Source organism: Gloeocapsa sp. DLM2.Bin57 (genome assembly GCA_007693955.1).
In the GTDB taxonomy this organism is placed as follows: Bacteria; Cyanobacteriota; Cyanobacteriia; order Cyanobacteriales; family Gloeocapsaceae; genus Gloeocapsa.
The window spans coordinates 42,630-60,627 of the sequence record RECR01000101.1 but is presented as its reverse complement, the minus strand read 5'-3'; the positions used below and the strand labels follow the sequence as shown (position 1 = coordinate 60,627).

Here is a 17,998-nt window from a genome sequence, read left to right as displayed (position 1 = left end):
TAATTAAAAAAGTGGGGATGGGCATCGCCTCACTCAAAAACGGTCAATCATCTCTTAAGGTGAAAGATAAGAAGCCTACACCATAATCTTTGATTCGGTGTAGGAGTATGTCACTAAAAGTGTATTTAATGACTACTCAGCCAGAAAATTTCTACACAACAATTGTTTTTTCTGTTAACTCAAATACAACGATGATGATTACTAATCGGTCTAAACTATGCCTATATTCTAGCACAGAACATATCGCTTTACCAGATTAGATGATCTCAGCTAGTGGTAATAAACACTGTAAACTAGTTAGAGTTCTTTGAGACTGGTTTTCAATTATGGTTAATTTTCCTCCCATGGATTCGAGTAAATCAGCGATTAGATGAAATTTACTTCCTGGTGAGATATCTATTTTCACGGGAAGATTATGATAGTTATTAAGAAAATCTTGGTGGAGATTATTAATTAAATTAGTTGGTTCACTCAATAACTCTATTGTTCCACAAAAATCTAAATTAATACTAACTAAAAGTTGCTCATAATTAACCATAACTTCTAAGATTAGTTGATGATTTTGTTGAAAACTGATTACAACATCGATTAGCAGAGTCAGTGCGTGTAATAAACGGTGATAATCTGCATAAACATAAATAGAAGTAGAAGGAATAATAGTTTTAAATTTAAGACCCGAAGAAAGAGCTTGTAAATTAATTTGACAGTAAACTTCTGCTAAAATTTCTTTTAAATCACACTTTTGTATCTTTAATTGACAGGTGCAATTAGCCGTATTAGAAATAGCAATTATTTCATCAAGAAGATGATGTAAGTCATTAAGAGCTTGTTGTCCACGTTTGAGAAAATCTCTTTCTTCAGTAGGATCTAGACATAAATTAGTGAGAATAGCTTGATTTAGATTCATGACTCTAGCTAAAGGAGAGCGAATTTCATGAGCAATGCGTGCTAAAAAACCCGCTTTAAATTTACTCATCTCTTCAGCGAGATAATAGGCTTGTTCAGTTTCTAGGAGTTGTTGTCTTAAACGTTCAATTTCAGCTTGGGATTGAATAGATTCTTGATTCATAGACACTATAGCTCCAAATTAATAATATATCCTTTACGAAGTATTTCCCAATGCCCAAGATTCCATTTAGCCACAGTAGAAGGTAAACCACTCCCTAGTTTTTCCCCTGGTTTACCATAGTCAAGAATGGGTAGTTGGGGAAATTTGCGGTCAATTTCGTCAAAAATTTCTAAAGGTGGCTCACCCGAAAGATTGACACTGGTGGTAGCTAGTGGACCAGTTTGAGCTAGAATAGCCAAAGCCAGAGGATGATTAGGAATGCGTAAACCAATGGTGGTGGGATCATTAGGGTTTACCGAGGGATGAACCTGACTAGAAGCAGGTAAAACCAAGGTCAACGCACCGGGCCAATATTTTTGGGCTGTTTCTGCCCAGATTTTCATTTCTTGGCTACTTCCTTGGACAAATTGCCACAATTGTTCTGCTGTTGCGGCCATAAGAATCAGTGGTTTGTCTTGGGAACGTTGCTTAAGAGTAAAGATTTTGTTAGCTTGATCAGGTCGTACTGCTAAGGCTGGCACTGTATCTGTAGGAAAACAGATTACTTGAGAGGCGATCGCACTGGTTACTAATTCTTCTTGAGAAACTTTTGTCATTTTTTGTAAGCTAAAACAAAACGTTCGAGATTAGCTAAATCTGAGTAGATACTTATCTTGTGATAACTTCCTTGATTAGAGAGTAGTTGAGCTACTTGTTGACCTTGCCCACTCATAATTTCACACAACCAAATGCCACCAGAGCACAAATAATCGGGAGCTGTTACTACTAGATGTAGCAAAGACTCTAGACCATTTTTGCCTCCATCTAGGGCGAGATGGGGTTCATGGAGAGTGACTTCTGGTTGAAGTTGTGCTATCATAGCAGTAGGAATATAAGGAGGATTACTGACCATCCCACTAATTTTTCCTTTCCATTCTTTTAAGGGTGACCACCAATCACCCTGTTGAAATTTGATTCTATTTTCTAGATGCAATTGGGCTGCGTTTGTAGCAGCGATCGCCAGTGCCGCTTTGCTAATATCTACAGCGTATATAGTTGCTTCTGGTAGTAATTGAGCTAATCCTAGGGCGATCGCTCCACTTCCTGTTCCCAAATCCACCCACACACCTGTTTTTAACTCCTCATTCTCGCTAAATTTAAGGCTATTTTCTAGCAAATCAATAATTAATTCTGTTTCGGGACGAGGAATCAAGACGTCTTGAGACACTTGTAATTTAAAGTCTCGCCAATAAACAGTGTTAATCAAGTATTGTACAGGGACGTTTTTTTTGATTCTTTGTTCCCATAATTGAGTTAATTCTGTCAAAGATTTCTCGCTGAGAACAAGATCTTGATTTAAATAAGACTCTAGACGTAAATCTAGCTTACTTAAATTAGTTATTCTAGTTAATAACCAATCTACTTCTGTGGGGTTAATTCCCGCGGTTTTAGCGGTGGCGATCGCCTGGTATCGCCACTTATGTAATGTTTTGCCGTTAAGTTTTACCCGTAACTTAGGGTTGACCATCAGTAGGGGTAGTGGAACGAATAAACTCTATCGCTTCTGTGGTTGGAATCAAGACAATTTTATCGAGTCCTTCATCATTACTATTTTGTAGAGTTGAGAGCATTACTTCTAGGGGTACTACCTCTACTGCTACTTGGTCGGCTAATTCTGGTTGTTCTTGTTTAAAGTTAGTAATCATATTATCTAACTGTTGTTTTTCAAAGAAAAAGGGAATTACCTGCTCATTATTTTGTTGGATAGTCAGATAACCTTGATCTTCTCCTGTGGTGGCTACGAATAAAGGTACGCCACCTGGAAATTCTTCTCCTGATGCACTCATTAACTCTTCAGCTTTTTGTACTTGTGCTTCAACAGGTACATAAGCGAATTGTAAGGCAGTAGGGTCATTTTGACTATCAACAGCGAGTTCATAGATTTTGCTTAAGGATACAGGTACAACCCTGACTTGGCTTCCTAAATCGGGGTTTTCTTGTTGCAATCTTTGCACAAATTCTTGAGCATCTGCTTGACTGATAAATACTCCCGCTACTTGGGTATTATTTTCTCCTGTAGCTACTAGGGGTGCTCCCGTTTCGTCTGCTACTGTAAATACTGGAATTGGTTCTAATTTAGTCACTATTTGTTCCATGGGTAATGCGATCGCAGGTAAGTTTTGACTCATTACAGAGCCAAATAATGTTGTACTTATTAAACTAGCTGTTATACCAAGGCGTAACCATGATTTCATCTTTATTATCCTCAAGAATTTTATTTAACATTTTTTGATAGAGTTCATCCCTATCTTAGCTTTTCTTTTTTTTGATTTACCAAGCAGTAAAACCACCATCAACTTTCAACTCTATTCCCGTTACATAAGCTGATGCAGCTGAGGCTAGAAATAACAATGGTCCTGTTAAATCTTCTGATTGAGCCATTCTAGCTAGGGGAACACGAGCACAGAATTTCTCTTTAAAGGTCTCGTCTTGTCCTCCTAATACTCCTCCTGGAGAAAGAGTGTTTATTCTAATACCATATTGTCCCCAATGGGTAGCTAGATAACGAGTCAGATTAGCCAAAGCCGCTTTAGAAGCGCCGTAGGCGGGTGGTTTGAGAAAGGGGGGAACACAGTCTAGATGGTCGTAAAAACGAGAGTCAGGAGAGACGCTACCATAGAGAGAGCCAATATTGATTATTGAACCTTTTCTGGCTTTAACCATTGGTGCGCCAAATACTTGACTCACTTGAAAAGCACCTAAGACGTTTACTTCTAGAACTTGGCGAAATATTTCTGGAGGGACATCTTCGATGGTATAGGTTTTAACTTGACCGGGGGGTTGATCTATCCCTGCGTTATTAACTAGGATACTTGGAGTTCCTATTTCTGTTAAACAGCGATCGCGCAATAGTTCTAGACTTGAGCGTTCTGTTACGTCTCCTCTATACAAGTATAATTGGTTTTCTCGGTATTGTTCTCTTAACTGGTTAAATTGAGGGTTGAGGGGCGCTTTGGCTAAGTCTATCCCTAGTACAGTTGCTCCAGCTCCCAGTAAAGTCTCGATCCAAACAGGACCTAAACGACCTAAAGCGCCCGTTACTATTGCTATCTCACCTGAGAGGTTAAAATAGTTCACAGTACTGCTGTTTCTACTTTATCTGTTAGTTTTGTCCAAGCGATCGCCTCATCTATGGCTAGAGACTCGGTTAACATTTTTCCTACTACTTTATCTAATTCATAGGGAGGGATACCATCTCCTGGACATTTGATTTGTAAATCTGCTTTAGTAAGTATATGACCTGCGGGTAAATCTTGGGTTGCTACTAATTTTTTCCCCATTTTCATGACCGCGGGACGTTCACTGAGATAGACTTTTTTCTGACCATCTCCTAAAGCTTGTTTTGTTCTGCGCAAATCTCTGACCATTTTTCTTAATCCCGTTGGTTCGAGGGAAAAGGCGTGATCTGTTCCTTTGAGAGCGCGATTGAGGGTAAAATGTTTTTCGATTACTCTTGCTCCTAGTACATAAGCTGCTACAGCCATAGCTATACCGTTATCATGACTAGATAATCCCACACTGATCTCGGGGAACATTTCTTGATAGGTTTGGATTACTTTGAGGTCTAATTCTTCAAAACTAGCGGGATAACTTGCTGTACATTGGAGGATACATAATTGAGGATTAATCGGCATGATTTCCTGATATACCCTTTGTACATCTTCTAGGGTAGCTCCTCCTGTACTAACAATCATGGGTTTGTTGAAGCTAGCGATATACTTGATTAGGGGGATATTTTTGATATCTCCTGATGCTATTTTATATAAAGGTAGATCCAAGGCTTCTAAAAAGTCCGCACTAGGGAAGTCAAAAGCGGTTGCAAAGAAAGTGATCCCTATTTGTGCTGCGTATTCTTTTAATTCTAGATATTCTGCTTGACCAAATTCTAAAAATTCCCGATGTTCCCCGTAAGTACTTCCGAAGCTATTCTCGTGTTCATAGGGTTTATCAAAAGCTGCTTTGGTGTAGAGACTGCGATTATCTCGCTTTTGCAATTTAACTGCATTAGCGCCACATTCTTTAGCCACCCGAAACATTTCTTTACACTTATCTAGGTTTCCCTGATGATTATTGCCAATTTCGGCGATGACATAGCAATCACTTTGATCGTGAATCGCTACTCCATCGATATTTAAATACCGATTCATACCATTACTCCTCAAACCACTCTGTACATATTAGTATAAGGGATCAAGAATCGGCAACATTTGTTGAATCAATTAAAATCTGGAGATATTTAAAGGGTTTGTTTTCTTGATGACCGCATTGAAGTCAGGTTTGACTAGGCTTTACCTTAGTAGTAGGAACTTCAAAAATAAAAGTTGTCCTACGGGGACTTCTCACTCACAAATCGTTAAATTTTTCTGAAATTCCCTTAGTAACTTCCATTAGGTATGTAAAGATAGTTCATAATTCTCTTTAGACTTGTGACTATTATGACACCCCATGAACTACTCTTGCTTGTTACTTTACTTTCACCTGGCATTTTACTATCTATTCTAGTCATGGTTACTTTTGCCGCAGGAGGTTAAATTCAGATCTCATACCAGGTCTTAAATTTAATTAAATACTCCAGTCAATTTCTGGTCCTCTAGGTACTATTCCTGTAGGATTAATGGTTTGATGACTTTGATAGTAATGTCCTTTGATATGTTGAAAGTTAATGGTTTCAGCTATCCCTGGTGTATGGTATAATCGTCGTAGGTAAGCCCAAAGATTAGGATAATCTACGATGCGACGTAGGTTACATTTGAAGTGACCCACATAAACAGCATCAAATCTGACTAAAGTAGTAAATAGTCTCCAGTCGGCTTCTGTAGGGTTGTCTCCCATAAGGTATTTTTGTGTTTCTAAACGGGTTTCTAACCAATCTAAGGTATCAAAAAGAGGTCCAATAGCTTCGTTATAAGCTTCCTGAGTAGTAGCGAATCCTGCTTTATAGACGCCATTATTGACTGTATGGTAGATGCGATCGTTAATCTGATCAATCTCTGCTCTCAAAGCTTCTGGGTAGTAATCTCCTGGTATTGCTCCTAATTCGTCAAAAGCAGTATTAAATATCCGAATAATTTCCGATGATTCGTTATTAACTATGGTCTCGGTTTGTTGATCCCAAAGTATGGGAACTGTTACTCTTCCAGTATAGTTGGGATCTGCTTTAGTATAAATCTGATAAAGATAACTAAAACCAGACAGGTGATCTGGTGTCACTTCTTTCCCTGGAGCAAAAGTCCAACCATTTTCCCCCATATACCAGTTAACTACAGATACAGAAATAATCTTTTCTAAACCTTTTAACTTACGAAAAATTAAGGTACGATGAGCCCAAGGACAAGCATAAGAAACATAAAGATGATAACGATTAGCTTCGGGTGGGAATTTTCCTTGAGGAGTTATTGAGTTGCGAAATTGAGAATCCTTTCGAATAAAGCGACCTCCTGTACTAGTGGTATCGTACCATTGGTCGTGCCAAACTCCTTCTATCAGTAGTCCCATAATTTTTTCCCTAGTTAAATAACTTTAGCTTAACAAACATTCTTCAAGTCCTTGATTAATTTCTGCAACGTTTAAATTACGACCAATTAAGACTAGATAACTTTGAGAATCCTTTCGAATCAAGCGACTTTATGTAGTTAACCATACTTAAATAACCAGATAATTTTTTAAGAGTGCGATAGCTTGTTCTAATAACTCTATCATATTTTTTAATCCTTACCTTAACAAGTCTTAATAAGTTTTTTATTAATAATTTTCCCTAGTTAAATAACTTTAGCCTAACAAACATTCTTCAAGTCCTTGATTAATTTCTGCAACGTTCAAATTACGACCAATTAAGACTAATTGATTCTTTTTCTGAGTTTTCCATTGGTCAGTATGAATATCATAACGTTTACCACTGAGTTGGAAAATATGACGTAATTGACTCTCAGCAAACCAGAGAATACCTTTAGCACGAAAAACTTGATTAACTTTAGCATCAGCGAAAAAATTCTGAAATTTTGCCAAATTAAAGGGGCGATCGCTTTCAAAAGAAATAGACACAAAATCATCTATTTCCAGATGGTGAGAAGGATGATCGTGATCATGATGCTCTTGCTTTATATTCTCATAAATACTAGGCTCACATAAATCTATATCTAGTAATAAAGGTAAGGGAACTTTACCATATTCAGAGTGAATAATTCTTGCTCCTGGTTTGATTAATTGAATATCTCCCTCTAAAGATTTTAATTTAGTTGCTGTGACTAAATCCGTTTTATTTAAGATAATAATATCCCCATAAATTATTTGTTTTAAAGCAGCATCACTATCAAAATGTTCTGATGTAAAACTTTCTGCATCTACAACAGTTAAGATAGAATCAAGTCTAATAAGTTCACGTAAATGAGTACTTAAAAAAGTTAAAGCAATAGGTAAAGGATCTGCTACTCCCGTTGTTTCTACTATTAAATAATCAACAGGTTGTTCTAGGTCTAAAATTTGCTCAATAGCTTCTATCAAACTCTCATTAATACTGCAACAAATACAGCCATTACTAAGAGTAATCATATTTTCATCAACGGATACCAATAATTGACTATCTATATCAATATCCCCAAATTCGTTGACTAAAACCGCTACTTTTAACTTATTATTACTGAGAATATGATTAAGTAGAGTAGTTTTACCACTCCCGAGAAATCCTGTAATTACTGTTACGGGCAATTGTTTCATGATTATTAATTAAGGGAAGAGGGAAGAGAGGGGGAGTAGGAAGTAGGGAGATGGGGAGTATGATATATAGTAATAATAAAACCGTTCTACCGTTCTAGCGTTCCACCTAAAACCTAACTCCAAACTGTTTATAATGATAACCGTTATCAATATTTAACAGCAATCCTTAAGGATAAACTAACTCACCTACTGCTTCTAAACGCTTATAATTACCCAGATTCATAAACTTATCAGTCAAAGATTCTGCCAAAGTCGGAGTAATCCAGCCCATTTGTTTAAGTAGATGGATAGCAGCGGCATGTTTAGCGCGTTTAGAGCCATCAAGTACTTTAATAGCTAAACCCATACCCTCACCAACGCGACCAATACATTGTATTCCTTCTGCACCAGATTTACTAACTAATTCTCCTTCAGTTAAGCGCATTAACTCTGTATCAAAAGCTCCCTCACCAGCTACCATATGAGGATGACGAGTCATAGCTCTAACGATTCTTTCTAACTCTAGATTGTTACCTGAAGCGAGTTGAGCATAGAGAAGAGCCATCTGTCGTAACTGCATAAAATAAGTAGGTGCACCACAGTCATCATGAGCACAAATCAACTCTGCTCCTGGCATTTCCAAAAGTTCAGCTATTTTTTTTAAGATCAACTGTTGTACAGGGTGAGAAGGGTTTAAATAGGTTTCTAAGGGCCAATTGCATTGTTTGGCTACAGCCAACATTCCCGCGTGTTTACCTGAGCAGTTATGTTGTAGAGGACTATTCTGGTTTTCCCCCACAGGACATTGTAATCTATCTGGTTCAATTTCAGCCCTCCAGAGAATGTGAAAGACTTGTCTAGCTTGTTCAATTGTTCCCTGATGCGAACCGCAAATAATCGCTAAATCTTGGTCAGAGAGATTATAACGTTCTAAAGTACCATTAGCAGCAACAGCGAGAGCTTGAAATGGTTTGAGAGCAGAACGAATAAAAGCACCCTTTTCAGGGTTTCCCGCTGCTAATAATACTCTCCCTCGTTGATCACAGACACTTGCTTCAATCTGATGTACAGACTCAGTGATACCCTCTCGGAGTAAACGCACTTCTATTGTTGGTATTTCTGTTCTTTTGACCATGGAATTTGATTAATTTTGCTGATTCACTTTCTTAAATTATAAGAGTTAATGTTATATTAGTAAGTTGGTCTATTAAAATTTTAGACATATTGTTATTTTGAGTTCCGAATTAAGTTATGACTGAACCGATTCGTTTTCTGATGTGCGCACCAAAGCACTACGACGTTGACTACGTAATTAACCCCTGGATGGAAGGGAACATACATAAATCATCACCAGAAAAAGCAGTAGAGCAATGGGAAAAACTATATCACGTAATTAAAGAACACGCTATAGTAGATTTGGTAGAGCCTGCCAAGGGTTGGCCCGATATGGTATTTACCGCTAACGCGGGACTAGTATTAGGTGATAACGTAGTTATCAGTCGCTTCTTTCACCCCGAGCGTCAAGGAGAAGAACCCTATTTTAAAGAATGGTTCGCCGCCAAAGGTTTTACAGTACAAGAATTACCTAAAGATTTACCCTTTGAAGGAGCAGGAGACGCACTCTTTGACAGAGAAGGGCGTTGGTTATGGGCCGGTTATGGTTTCCGCTCAGAATTAGACTCACACCCCTATTTAGCCAAATGGTTAGACACAGAGGTACTATCACTACGGTTAGTGGATGAACGATTTTATCATCTCGATACTTGTTTTTGTCCTTTGAGTGGAGGTTATCTGCTCTATTATCCTCCCGCTTTTGATAGTTATTCTAATCGCTTGATTGAGATGCGCATTCCTGCAGAAAAAAGAATAGCGATCGCCGAAGCAGACGCCGTGAACTTTGCTTGTAACGCGGTAAATATCAATAGCTTGGTGATTATGAACCAAGTCAGTGATAACTTAAAACAAAGATTAAATGCTCGTGGATTCCAAGTAATTGAGACTCCTTTAACCGAATTTCTCAAAGCAGGTGGTGCTGCTAAATGTCTAACCCTGAGAGTAACTGAACCTAGACTACCCGATGTCCACGCAACCACAGCGGTAGAAAGTCGCACCATACGCATGGAAGGACATTTACTCGACGCGGGAATTATGAATCAAGCTCTAGATTTAATTGTAGAATCAGGGGGAAGTTTCCAAGTTCTTAACTTCCATCTCGGAGAACAAAGAGCGAGTACTTCTGTAGCGGATGTGCGCATATCAGCTCCTTCTCACGACATAATGGAAGACATTATGACTCAATTAATCGATTTAGGTGCGGTAGCTCCTCCCGCTGAAATATGCGATACCAACCTAGAAGTAGTGACTAAAGATGGTGTAGCCCCAGATGATTTTTATGTTACTACGATTTATCCCACAGAAGTCAGAGTCAATTGTCAGTGGGTAAAAGTCCAAAATCAACGCATGGATGGAGCTATAGTAGTAAGTCAAACCCCATCAGGACTAGAAGCAACTTGTAAAATTCTGCGCGACTTACAAGTAGGAGATCAAGTTATAGTCGGTGTCGAAGGTATTAGAAGCGGTCGTAAAAACTTGACTAGAGAAACTCAATCAAATCAAGAATTTAGCTTCATGGGAGCAGGTGTATCCAGTGAACGTCGCGTTGAGTTATTAGTAGAACAAATAGCCTGGGAAATGCGCCATATTCGCGACCAGGGAGGTAAAGTAGTAGTAACAGCAGGACCTGTAGTAATTCATACAGGAGGAGCACAACACCTCTCTAGACTGATTAGAGAAGGTTATGTCCAAGCTTTACTAGGCGGAAACGCGATCGCCGTTCATGATATCGAACAAGCGATGATGGGAACTTCTCTCGGTGTAGATATGCAGCGGGGAATACCCGTTAAAGGTGGACATCGTCACCATCTCAAGGTAATTAATAGCATCCGTCGCTACGGTAGCATAGCAGGAGCAGTAGCAGCAGGAGTAATTACTCAAGGGGTAATGTATGAATGCGTCCGCAATCAAGTACCCTTCTGTTTAGCCGGTTCAATTCGTGATGATGGTCCTCTACCGGATACAGAAATGGATTTAATCAAAGCCCAAACAGAATACGCCAGACTATTAGAAGGAGCAGACATGGTATTAATGCTATCTACTATGCTCCACTCCATAGGTGTAGGTAATATGACTCCGGCTGGTGTAAAAATGGTTTGTGTAGATATTAACCCAGCAGTTGTGACTAAATTAAGCGATCGCGGCTCAATTGAATCCATTGGAATCGTTACCGACGTAGGTTTATTCTTGAGCTTACTAATTAACCAACTCGAACAGCTAACCACAGCTTACGAACCAGTTCAAGTCTAAATTCCAGGGGAGTAAGAGGAATCAGAGTTCCGAAGAAAGGGGTTAAGATATCGAATGAGTTAATTAATTATTACATCTCTTGCCTTATTCTTCACTTTCCTATTCCCTATCCCCATTTGAGCTAAGATTTACTTCCCCCTCAATCAGCCATTTAGTATAAACATTAAGATAAAAATGACCGTTTCTAGCCCTTCTCGTACGATTCGTATCGGTTCACGTAAAAGTCAATTAGCTTTAGTACAGACTCATTGGGTACAAGGAGAATTAGCCAAAAACTTTCCCAATATCTCCTTTGAAGTAATAGAGATGAGTACCCAAGGGGATAAAATCTTAGATGTAGCCCTAGCTAAAATAGGCGATAAAGGTTTATTTACCAAAGAATTAGAGCAAGGAATGCTCAATCAAGACATAGACTTTGCGGTACATTCTCTTAAAGACTTACCCACTAAACTTCCCGATGGTTTAATTCTTGGTTGTGTTACCGAAAGAGTCAACCCAGCAGATGCTCTGGTAGTTAACGCTAAACACCAGGATAAACAACTAGACACCCTCCCCGAAGGAGCAGTAATCGGTACATCCTCTTTACGGAGATTAGCACAACTAAGACATTACTACCCTCATCTAGCTTTTAAAGATGTGCGCGGTAATGTTAATACCAGACTAGCCAAATTAGACGCGGGAGAATATGACGCCATTATTCTAGCCGTAGCAGGTTTAGAACGTCTCGGGATGAGCGATCGCATTCATCAGGTTATACCAGCTGAAATATCCCTACACGCTGTCGGACAAGGAGCCCTCGGGATCGAATGTCGTCAAGGTGATCAAGAAATTCTCCCAGTCATTAAAGTCCTCGAAGACATCCCCACACGCGATCGCACTTTAGCAGAAAGAGCATTTTTAAGAGAATTAGAAGGAGGTTGTCAAGTTCCCATCGGTGTCAATACCAGTATCACAGAAGAGAATCTTACCCTGATGGGAATGGTAGCTAGTTTAGACGGTCAAACCCTGATTAAAGACCAAGTTACGGGAAAAACAAGTTCAGCAGAAGCCCTAGGAGTAGAATTAGCCCAAAAACTCCGCCAAAAAGGAGCAGGAGAGATTCTCGCGGCTATTTTTGCCGAAATTCAACGTTAAGATAACCTTTAGGTGCTTTCTTAAAGCCTCCCATAATGTCTGTACTTGACAATTCTGGTGGGGAGAGTCAAGTATAGTAAAATACAATAGTCAAAAATAACCAAGGTATAGCATATGGGTAAAAAAAAGAAGAAAAAACTTGATAATGAAGACCTTTACGAACCATCTCTATTGCTTGATAATGGCTATAATATCAGCGAAGAAGAATTAAGCAAACTAGATAAAAAATTCTACGAAAAAGAATTGCGCAGACTCCACGTAGAATTAGTCAAGATGCAATATTGGATTAAACACGTTGGTTTGCGCGTAATAATCGTTTTTGAAGGACGAGACGCAGCGGGTAAAGGTGGTACAATCAAACGCATCACCGAGCCTCTTAATCCTCGTGGTTGTCGCGTCGTCGCCCTTGGTGTACCTTCAGACCAAGAAAAAACTCAATGGTACTTTCAACGTTATGTAACCCACTTTCCCTCAGCAGGTGAACTAGTTCTCTTTGACAGAAGTTGGTATAACCGCGCAGGAGTTGAACGAGTAATGGGTTATTGTACTGAAGAAGAATATCAAGAATTCCTGCTCTCTTGTCCTGAATTAGAAAGAATGTTAGTGCGATCGGGAATAGTCTTACTTAAATACTGGTTTTCAGTGAGCGATCGCGAACAAGACGCTAGATTTCATTCTCGTTTAACCGATCCCGTGCGTCGTTGGAAACTCAGCCCCATGGACTTAGCTTCTCGTGAACGTTGGGTAGAATATTCTCAAGCTAAAGATAAAATGTTTGCTCATACCAACATTCCTGAAGCCCCCTGGTTTACAGTAGATGCTGACGACAAAAGAAGAGCAAGACTCAACTGTATCAGACATATTCTTAGTAAAATACCCTACGAAGATCTCACCCCTGATGCAATAGAGTTACCACCACGTGAAGCAGCTCCTAGTGATTACGTGCGTCCACCCCTCAATGAACAGTTTTTTGTCCCTAGTTATTACTAGTTTCAAAAAAATTTAGTCTCCTTAAAAAATTTTCCGAAAATTGTTGGACAAAAAATGTAGCTAATTATTGTCAAGTTCAAACAACTTTCGTAAGCAATAATTAAGGAGACTCGTTAGAATCATGCTCAAACTTACCTACACAGAAGATAACGTTAACCTAGAATTACTCGAAGATTCCTTAAATAATTGGCTCTATGCTCGACTAATTCTCTCGGTTTCCGCTAGTATTCCTATTAACTTTGAACCTACTATCGCTTCTTTTAATATCCCTAAAGATTCCGAACTTACTGAAGAAATAGAAGCTATGGTAGAACTCGAAAACAACTTAGAAATTGACGGTCATCTCAGTGATTCTGTAGAAATTATTATCAAAGGTATTTGGATTGTTTCTCCTCCCCAACAGCAAGAAGGAATTTTCGTGACTAGTTTAAGTACTCGTACTGAAATGCTCTTATTTCGCGGTTGGGTTAGAACTTTAGCCACAGAAACTAACGTAAACTATATTTAAAATCGGTTTGACCTTCATAACCCGAGAATTGAGCAAGATTTTCTAGAGTTTGCGTACCCCTATAAATTTCTCCGTTAATTTCCCAACTTGGATAAGATTGAATTTGAGCATCAACACAAGCTTGGGATTGAGGATTAACCCCATTGGGATCGCATTCTAGATAATTGATTTTTTTAAGCGCTGCTGCACCAAAAAGTTGTTTTTGCTCATGGCAATGTGGACACCAAAAAGCACCATAAAACTTAGCCCCAATTGCTGTAAGGTGTTCGGCTAAAGCAATTTCAGCTTCACCAGAAGTGGTAGTAACTTCCCATCCTTCGGGTGGTTGAGGTTGTGTAGTAATTACAGGAATAGCAATTCTCCCCGTTGGGTCTGGTTGCTCTGCTATTTGACTAGAATTGTTGAAAATAACCAAAGTAGCAATCAAAGTAATCAAACTTACAATAATTCCTGTAAACCAAATTTGACCGAGATCATCCCAGTCTCGACCCACAATGGTTAAAGTTAGTAAGCTAAAAGCAAAAATAGCCGAGGTAATGCAATATAAACAAGGAACTTTTAACTCAGAAAAGAGGATAAACATTAGGTAAGTGCTAAATACAGCCATAGCAACAGACCCAATCAATAAAAATAACCAAGTCCAATTATCAACCTCTCTTTTTAGGGTTTTACTGGTTTCTCCCTTTAACAGATAAGGTCCTAGAGCAAAACTGAACATAGCTAGATAAGCTAAAAAACCAAATAAACTCAAGGGAAGACCAAAAACTTCTCCATAACGACTATTCAGTACATCATTACAATTAGAGCTACCTCCACTACCACCAACAACACAGCCAACATCTCCTTGTTGTAATTTAACAATAGTAAGATAGGCAGTCAAAATAGCTCCTGCTATAGCGATCGCCCCGATTAACCAACGAGACCAACGGTGAATCCAAGGTGTAGAACGTTTACGACTAATCATTTTCTTAGTAACTCAAATAATTGGTTTATTGTTCATTTTAAAACTTTAGTCTTCATTTCTGGGGAAAGCTTCTACAAATTGAGACACTCGTAAGGGGTCGATTGGTTCAGTAATTTTGCCATTACGTTTTAAAGAACTAGCCACAATCACACCATCAGCCACTTTCATCAATTGGCTCACATTTTGCCAAGTAGCGCCACTTCCTATGAAGATAGGGGTATTGTTAGCTACTCCTGCAGCTAAGTGTAAATCTTCTAAACTAGGAGGAATTCCCGTCGCAGGTCCTGAGATAATTACTCCATCGGCTAAACCTCGCTCAATGGTTTCTTGGATCGCTGTTTTTAAATCAGTTGTCCCGAGGGGGTGAGCGTGTTTGACTAAAACATCGGCTAAAATCGCACTATTGCTGCCTAATTCTCTTCTATAGCGTAATAACTCATGGGCGCAACCCTCGATTATGCCTTGATCTGTCGCCATCACACCCGTTAAGACGTTAACTCTAATAAAAGGCGCACCCACACAATTAGCGATCGCTAAAGCACTTTGAGCATCATTTCTTAAGACATTGACTCCTACTGGCAACATAATTAAATTCATTAAGCGTTCAATAACCAAAGTCATCGCACTCACTACCGCGGGATCGACTTTACCTTTAGTAAAAGGAGCATCAAAAAAATTCTCTACGATAATAGCATCTACTCCACCCGCGGCTAAAGCGGCGGCTTCTTGTTCTGCTCTTTCAATCACAGTCTTTAAATTACCTCCCCAACGAGGAGAGGTAGGTAGGGGTAACAAATGAACAACACCAATAATGGGGTTTGCAGTTTGGAAAATTTGATTTAAATCCACTCTCTATTTACCTAATAACCTATCATTGTTTAAAAATACTATTCATAATGCAGTATCATGCCAAAAATTCAATTGTACAAGAGAACCTAGGAAAAATAGTTTATGAAATTATTAGTTACAGGTGCGTCAGGTTTTCTCGGTAGTTACGTAGTCTCAAAGGCTCTAGAGCAAGGACACCAAGTTAAAGCCGTAGTGCGACCACAAACAAACTTAAATAACCTATCCTGGACTAATCATCCAGCTAGAGAAATTATTACTCTAGATTTAACTCAAAACCAGGGGATAGTAACAGCATTAGACCAAATAGACGCAGTGATTCATCTTGCTGCTGCTAAAACCGGTGACTATGCTACTCAATATCAAGGAACTGTTGTTACTACAGAAAATTTACTAGCAGCAATGAGCCAAACAGGTGTCACAAGACTAATCGCTATTAGTACTTTTTCCGTTTACGACTATTTGTCAATCCCTGTGGGAACAACCCTAGACGAAAACTCACCTAGAGAAACAAATCCCCAAACCAGAGATATCTACGCTCAAACTAAACTTATCCAAGAAGAAAAATATCGAGAATTCGCTCAAGCAGGAGGTCAAGTCACCATTATTCGTCCTGGAATGATTTATGGTAAAGATTATCTCTGGAATGCTTGTTTAGGTAATCCTGTTTCTGAGAAACTATGGCTACGTATTGGCAATAATAGTATTATGCCTTTGATTTATGTAGAAAACTGCGCCGAAGCAATCATTCTCGCTGTAGAAAGTGATACAGCTATTGGGGAAACCATTAATCTAGTTGATGATGATTTACCTACCCAAAAAGTTTACGTTCAAAAACTGCAACAAATATCATCTCAAAATCCCGCTAGTATCGTTATGCCACTTCCTGTTATGTTGGCGATCGCCAATTTAGCTTGGTTTATTCAGCAAAAATTACTACAAGGCAAAGCTAAAATACCAGGAATTCTCATACCATCTCGTCTTAATGCTCGCTTTAAACCCTTAAACTACAGTAACCAAAAAGCTAAACAAGTTTTAAATTGGCAACCGAGTTACTCTCTAGAAGAAGCTTTAGCCAAAATCTACCATAACTAAGGAGTAAAAAAGATAAATATGCGTATCGCTTATATGACGGGTGAATACCCTAGAGCAACAGATACCTTTATACAACGAGAAATAGCAGCATTGCGCAATCAAGGCGCTCAAGTTTATACTTTTTCCATTCGTCCCACAGGTGATGAACATATAGTAGGACCTGAACAACAACAAGAAAGAGATAACACCTTTTATATCTTACCAATTAAGCCTATACAGTTACTATTAGCCCATCTGAGCCTATTATTTACTCGTCCTGGGAAATATTTACAAACCCTAGGTTTAGCTTGGAGTACTCGTCGCTATGGAGTTATAGGGACAATCTATCAATTATTTTATTTTCTCGAAGCAGGGATAGTCGCTCAACAAATTCGCCAAAAGCAAATACAGCATCTACACAATCATTTTGGTGATTCGAGTTGTACTGTAGCGATGTTGGCTGCTGCTTTAGGAGATTTTAGCTTTAGTTTTTCTCTACATGGTCCTTATATTTTTTTTAATCCCTATGTTTGGAGACTTGACGCCAAAATTGAGCGCGCTTTATTTGTTGCTTGTATCAGTAACTATTGTCGCAGTCAAGGCATGATTTTTGGCTCTACAGATACCTGGAAGAAAATGTATATCGTTCATTGTGGAGTAGATCCAGAGTTATTTACTCCCGTTACTCATGAGGGGTTAGGGTTAAATCTACTGTATTTAGGCAGATTAGCTTCAGTTAAAGGTTTACCCATACTCTTTGCCAGTATCGCCCAACTGAAAACCATTTTTCCCGAATTATGTCTCAATTTAATCGGAGACGGTCCAGAAAGAGCTAAATTAGAATCTTTAGTGCAAGAATTAGGGATAGAAGATAACGTCAAATTTCTTGGTTATAAATCTCAAGCCCAAGTCAGAGAACAATTACAACAAACCGATATTTATGTACTGCCAAGTTTTGCTGAAGGAGTCTCAGTATCCTTAATGGAAGCAATGGCCGGGGGAGTACCAGTAGTAACTACTCAAATTGCAGGAGTAAATGAATTGGTAGAAAATGGGGTTAGTGGTTATATAGTACCTGCAGGAGATGTAAACAGCTTAACAGAAAAATTGACCCTACTGATTAAAGACGCCCAATTGAGACAGGAATTAGGGACAGCAGGTAGAAAAAAAGTAGCCACAGACTTTAATCTTAATCAAGAAGCTAATTGGTTAGCCAAAATCATGAGAACCTATCTTGATGCTCCAGAACAAGTAGCCCACTTACCTGTCAGAGAAAATCTGCAAACATCTTCACTATAACTTAAATTAATATGTTAAG

18 protein-coding genes are annotated in these 17,998 nt (G+C 38.8%); 6 read left to right on the top strand and 12 right to left on the bottom strand.

The window, feature by feature from the left end; genetic code table 11:
• Positions 1-256 precede the first annotated feature (256 nt).
• The 10 genes from EA365_13575 to EA365_13530 all read right to left on the bottom strand — a co-directional run bounded on the left by EA365_13575 (position 257) and on the right by EA365_13530 (position 8,936).
• On the bottom strand, positions 257-1,069 hold the full coding sequence (locus EA365_13575; protein ID TVQ43095.1) for a sensor histidine kinase: 813 nt from the start codon (positions 1,067-1,069) through the stop codon (positions 257-259).
• 5 nt (positions 1,070-1,074) lie between these two features.
• A complete protein-coding gene (locus EA365_13570) occupies positions 1,075-1,665 on the bottom strand; it encodes a Sua5/YciO/YrdC/YwlC family protein (protein TVQ43094.1) in 591 nt (196 codons plus the stop codon).
• The gene (prmC, locus tag EA365_13565; protein ID TVQ43093.1) at positions 1,662-2,576 is read right to left on the bottom strand and encodes a peptide chain release factor N(5)-glutamine methyltransferase; all 915 of its coding nucleotides are present in this window, start codon (positions 2,574-2,576) and stop codon (positions 1,662-1,664) included. The genes EA365_13570 and prmC overlap by 4 nt, the downstream gene beginning before the upstream one ends.
• Positions 2,563-3,303, bottom strand: coding sequence for a hypothetical protein (locus EA365_13560; GenBank protein TVQ43092.1), 741 nt, complete (start codon positions 3,301-3,303; stop codon positions 2,563-2,565). Before EA365_13560 ends, prmC begins: the two co-directional genes overlap by 14 nt.
• A gap of 76 nt (positions 3,304-3,379) precedes the next feature.
• Entirely contained in the window at positions 3,380-4,186 is an 807-nt protein-coding gene (locus EA365_13555; GenBank protein ID TVQ43091.1) for an SDR family oxidoreductase, read from the bottom strand.
• Complete coding sequence (locus EA365_13550) at positions 4,183-5,256, bottom strand: N-acetylneuraminate synthase (GenBank protein TVQ43090.1); 1,074 nt, start codon at positions 5,254-5,256, stop codon at positions 4,183-4,185. Before EA365_13550 ends, EA365_13555 begins: the two co-directional genes overlap by 4 nt.
• Positions 5,257-5,671: 415 nt before the next feature.
• Positions 5,672-6,604 (bottom strand): glutathione S-transferase family protein, encoded by a 933-nt coding sequence (locus EA365_13545; protein TVQ43089.1) that lies wholly within the window; start codon positions 6,602-6,604, stop codon positions 5,672-5,674.
• A gap of 24 nt (positions 6,605-6,628) precedes the next feature.
• Positions 6,629-6,727: a GTP-binding protein gene (locus EA365_13540; protein TVQ43088.1), complete on the bottom strand. Its 99-nt coding sequence runs from the start codon at positions 6,725-6,727 to the stop codon at positions 6,629-6,631.
• Between the two features lie 150 nt (positions 6,728-6,877).
• The gene (locus EA365_13535) at positions 6,878-7,822 is read right to left on the bottom strand and encodes a GTP-binding protein (protein ID TVQ43087.1); all 945 of its coding nucleotides are present in this window, start codon (positions 7,820-7,822) and stop codon (positions 6,878-6,880) included.
• A 166-nt stretch (positions 7,823-7,988) separates the two neighbouring features.
• Positions 7,989-8,936, bottom strand: a complete 948-nt coding sequence (locus EA365_13530) for an asparaginase (GenBank protein TVQ43086.1) — start codon at positions 8,934-8,936, stop codon at positions 7,989-7,991.
• Positions 8,937-9,052: 116 nt separating this feature from the next.
• Between EA365_13530 and EA365_13525 the strand changes: the two genes are divergently transcribed.
• The 4 genes from EA365_13525 to EA365_13510 all read left to right on the top strand — a co-directional run bounded on the left by EA365_13525 (position 9,053) and on the right by EA365_13510 (position 13,796).
• Positions 9,053-11,164, top strand: coding sequence for a TIGR00300 family protein (locus EA365_13525; GenBank protein ID TVQ43085.1), 2,112 nt, complete (start codon positions 9,053-9,055; stop codon positions 11,162-11,164).
• 174 nt (positions 11,165-11,338) lie between these two features.
• Positions 11,339-12,298: a hydroxymethylbilane synthase gene (locus EA365_13520; protein TVQ43084.1), complete on the top strand. Its 960-nt coding sequence runs from the start codon at positions 11,339-11,341 to the stop codon at positions 12,296-12,298.
• 114 nt (positions 12,299-12,412) lie between these two features.
• Complete coding sequence (ppk2, locus tag EA365_13515) at positions 12,413-13,288, top strand: polyphosphate kinase 2 (protein TVQ43083.1); 876 nt, start codon at positions 12,413-12,415, stop codon at positions 13,286-13,288.
• A gap of 121 nt (positions 13,289-13,409) precedes the next feature.
• Positions 13,410-13,796 (top strand): hypothetical protein, encoded by a 387-nt coding sequence (locus EA365_13510; protein TVQ43082.1) that lies wholly within the window; start codon positions 13,410-13,412, stop codon positions 13,794-13,796.
• Here the strand turns inward: EA365_13510 and EA365_13505 are convergent.
• Together EA365_13505 and EA365_13500 are read right to left on the bottom strand one after the other, a co-directional pair.
• Positions 13,777-14,760, bottom strand: a complete 984-nt coding sequence (locus EA365_13505) for a hypothetical protein (GenBank protein ID TVQ43081.1) — start codon at positions 14,758-14,760, stop codon at positions 13,777-13,779. The genes EA365_13510 and EA365_13505 overlap by 20 nt on opposite strands.
• A gap of 45 nt (positions 14,761-14,805) precedes the next feature.
• Positions 14,806-15,609, bottom strand: coding sequence for a phosphorybosylanthranilate isomerase (locus EA365_13500; GenBank protein ID TVQ43080.1), 804 nt, complete (start codon positions 15,607-15,609; stop codon positions 14,806-14,808).
• 102 nt (positions 15,610-15,711) lie between these two features.
• Here EA365_13500 and EA365_13495 point away from each other — a divergent pair, with 102 nt between their 5' ends.
• Together EA365_13495 and EA365_13490 are read left to right on the top strand one after the other, a co-directional pair.
• Positions 15,712-16,701 (top strand): NAD-dependent epimerase/dehydratase family protein, encoded by a 990-nt coding sequence (locus EA365_13495; GenBank protein ID TVQ43079.1) that lies wholly within the window; start codon positions 15,712-15,714, stop codon positions 16,699-16,701.
• 18 nt (positions 16,702-16,719) lie between these two features.
• The gene (locus tag EA365_13490) at positions 16,720-17,979 is read left to right on the top strand and encodes a colanic acid biosynthesis glycosyltransferase WcaL (GenBank protein TVQ43078.1); all 1,260 of its coding nucleotides are present in this window, start codon (positions 16,720-16,722) and stop codon (positions 17,977-17,979) included.
• Positions 17,980-17,998: the final 19 nt, after the last annotated feature.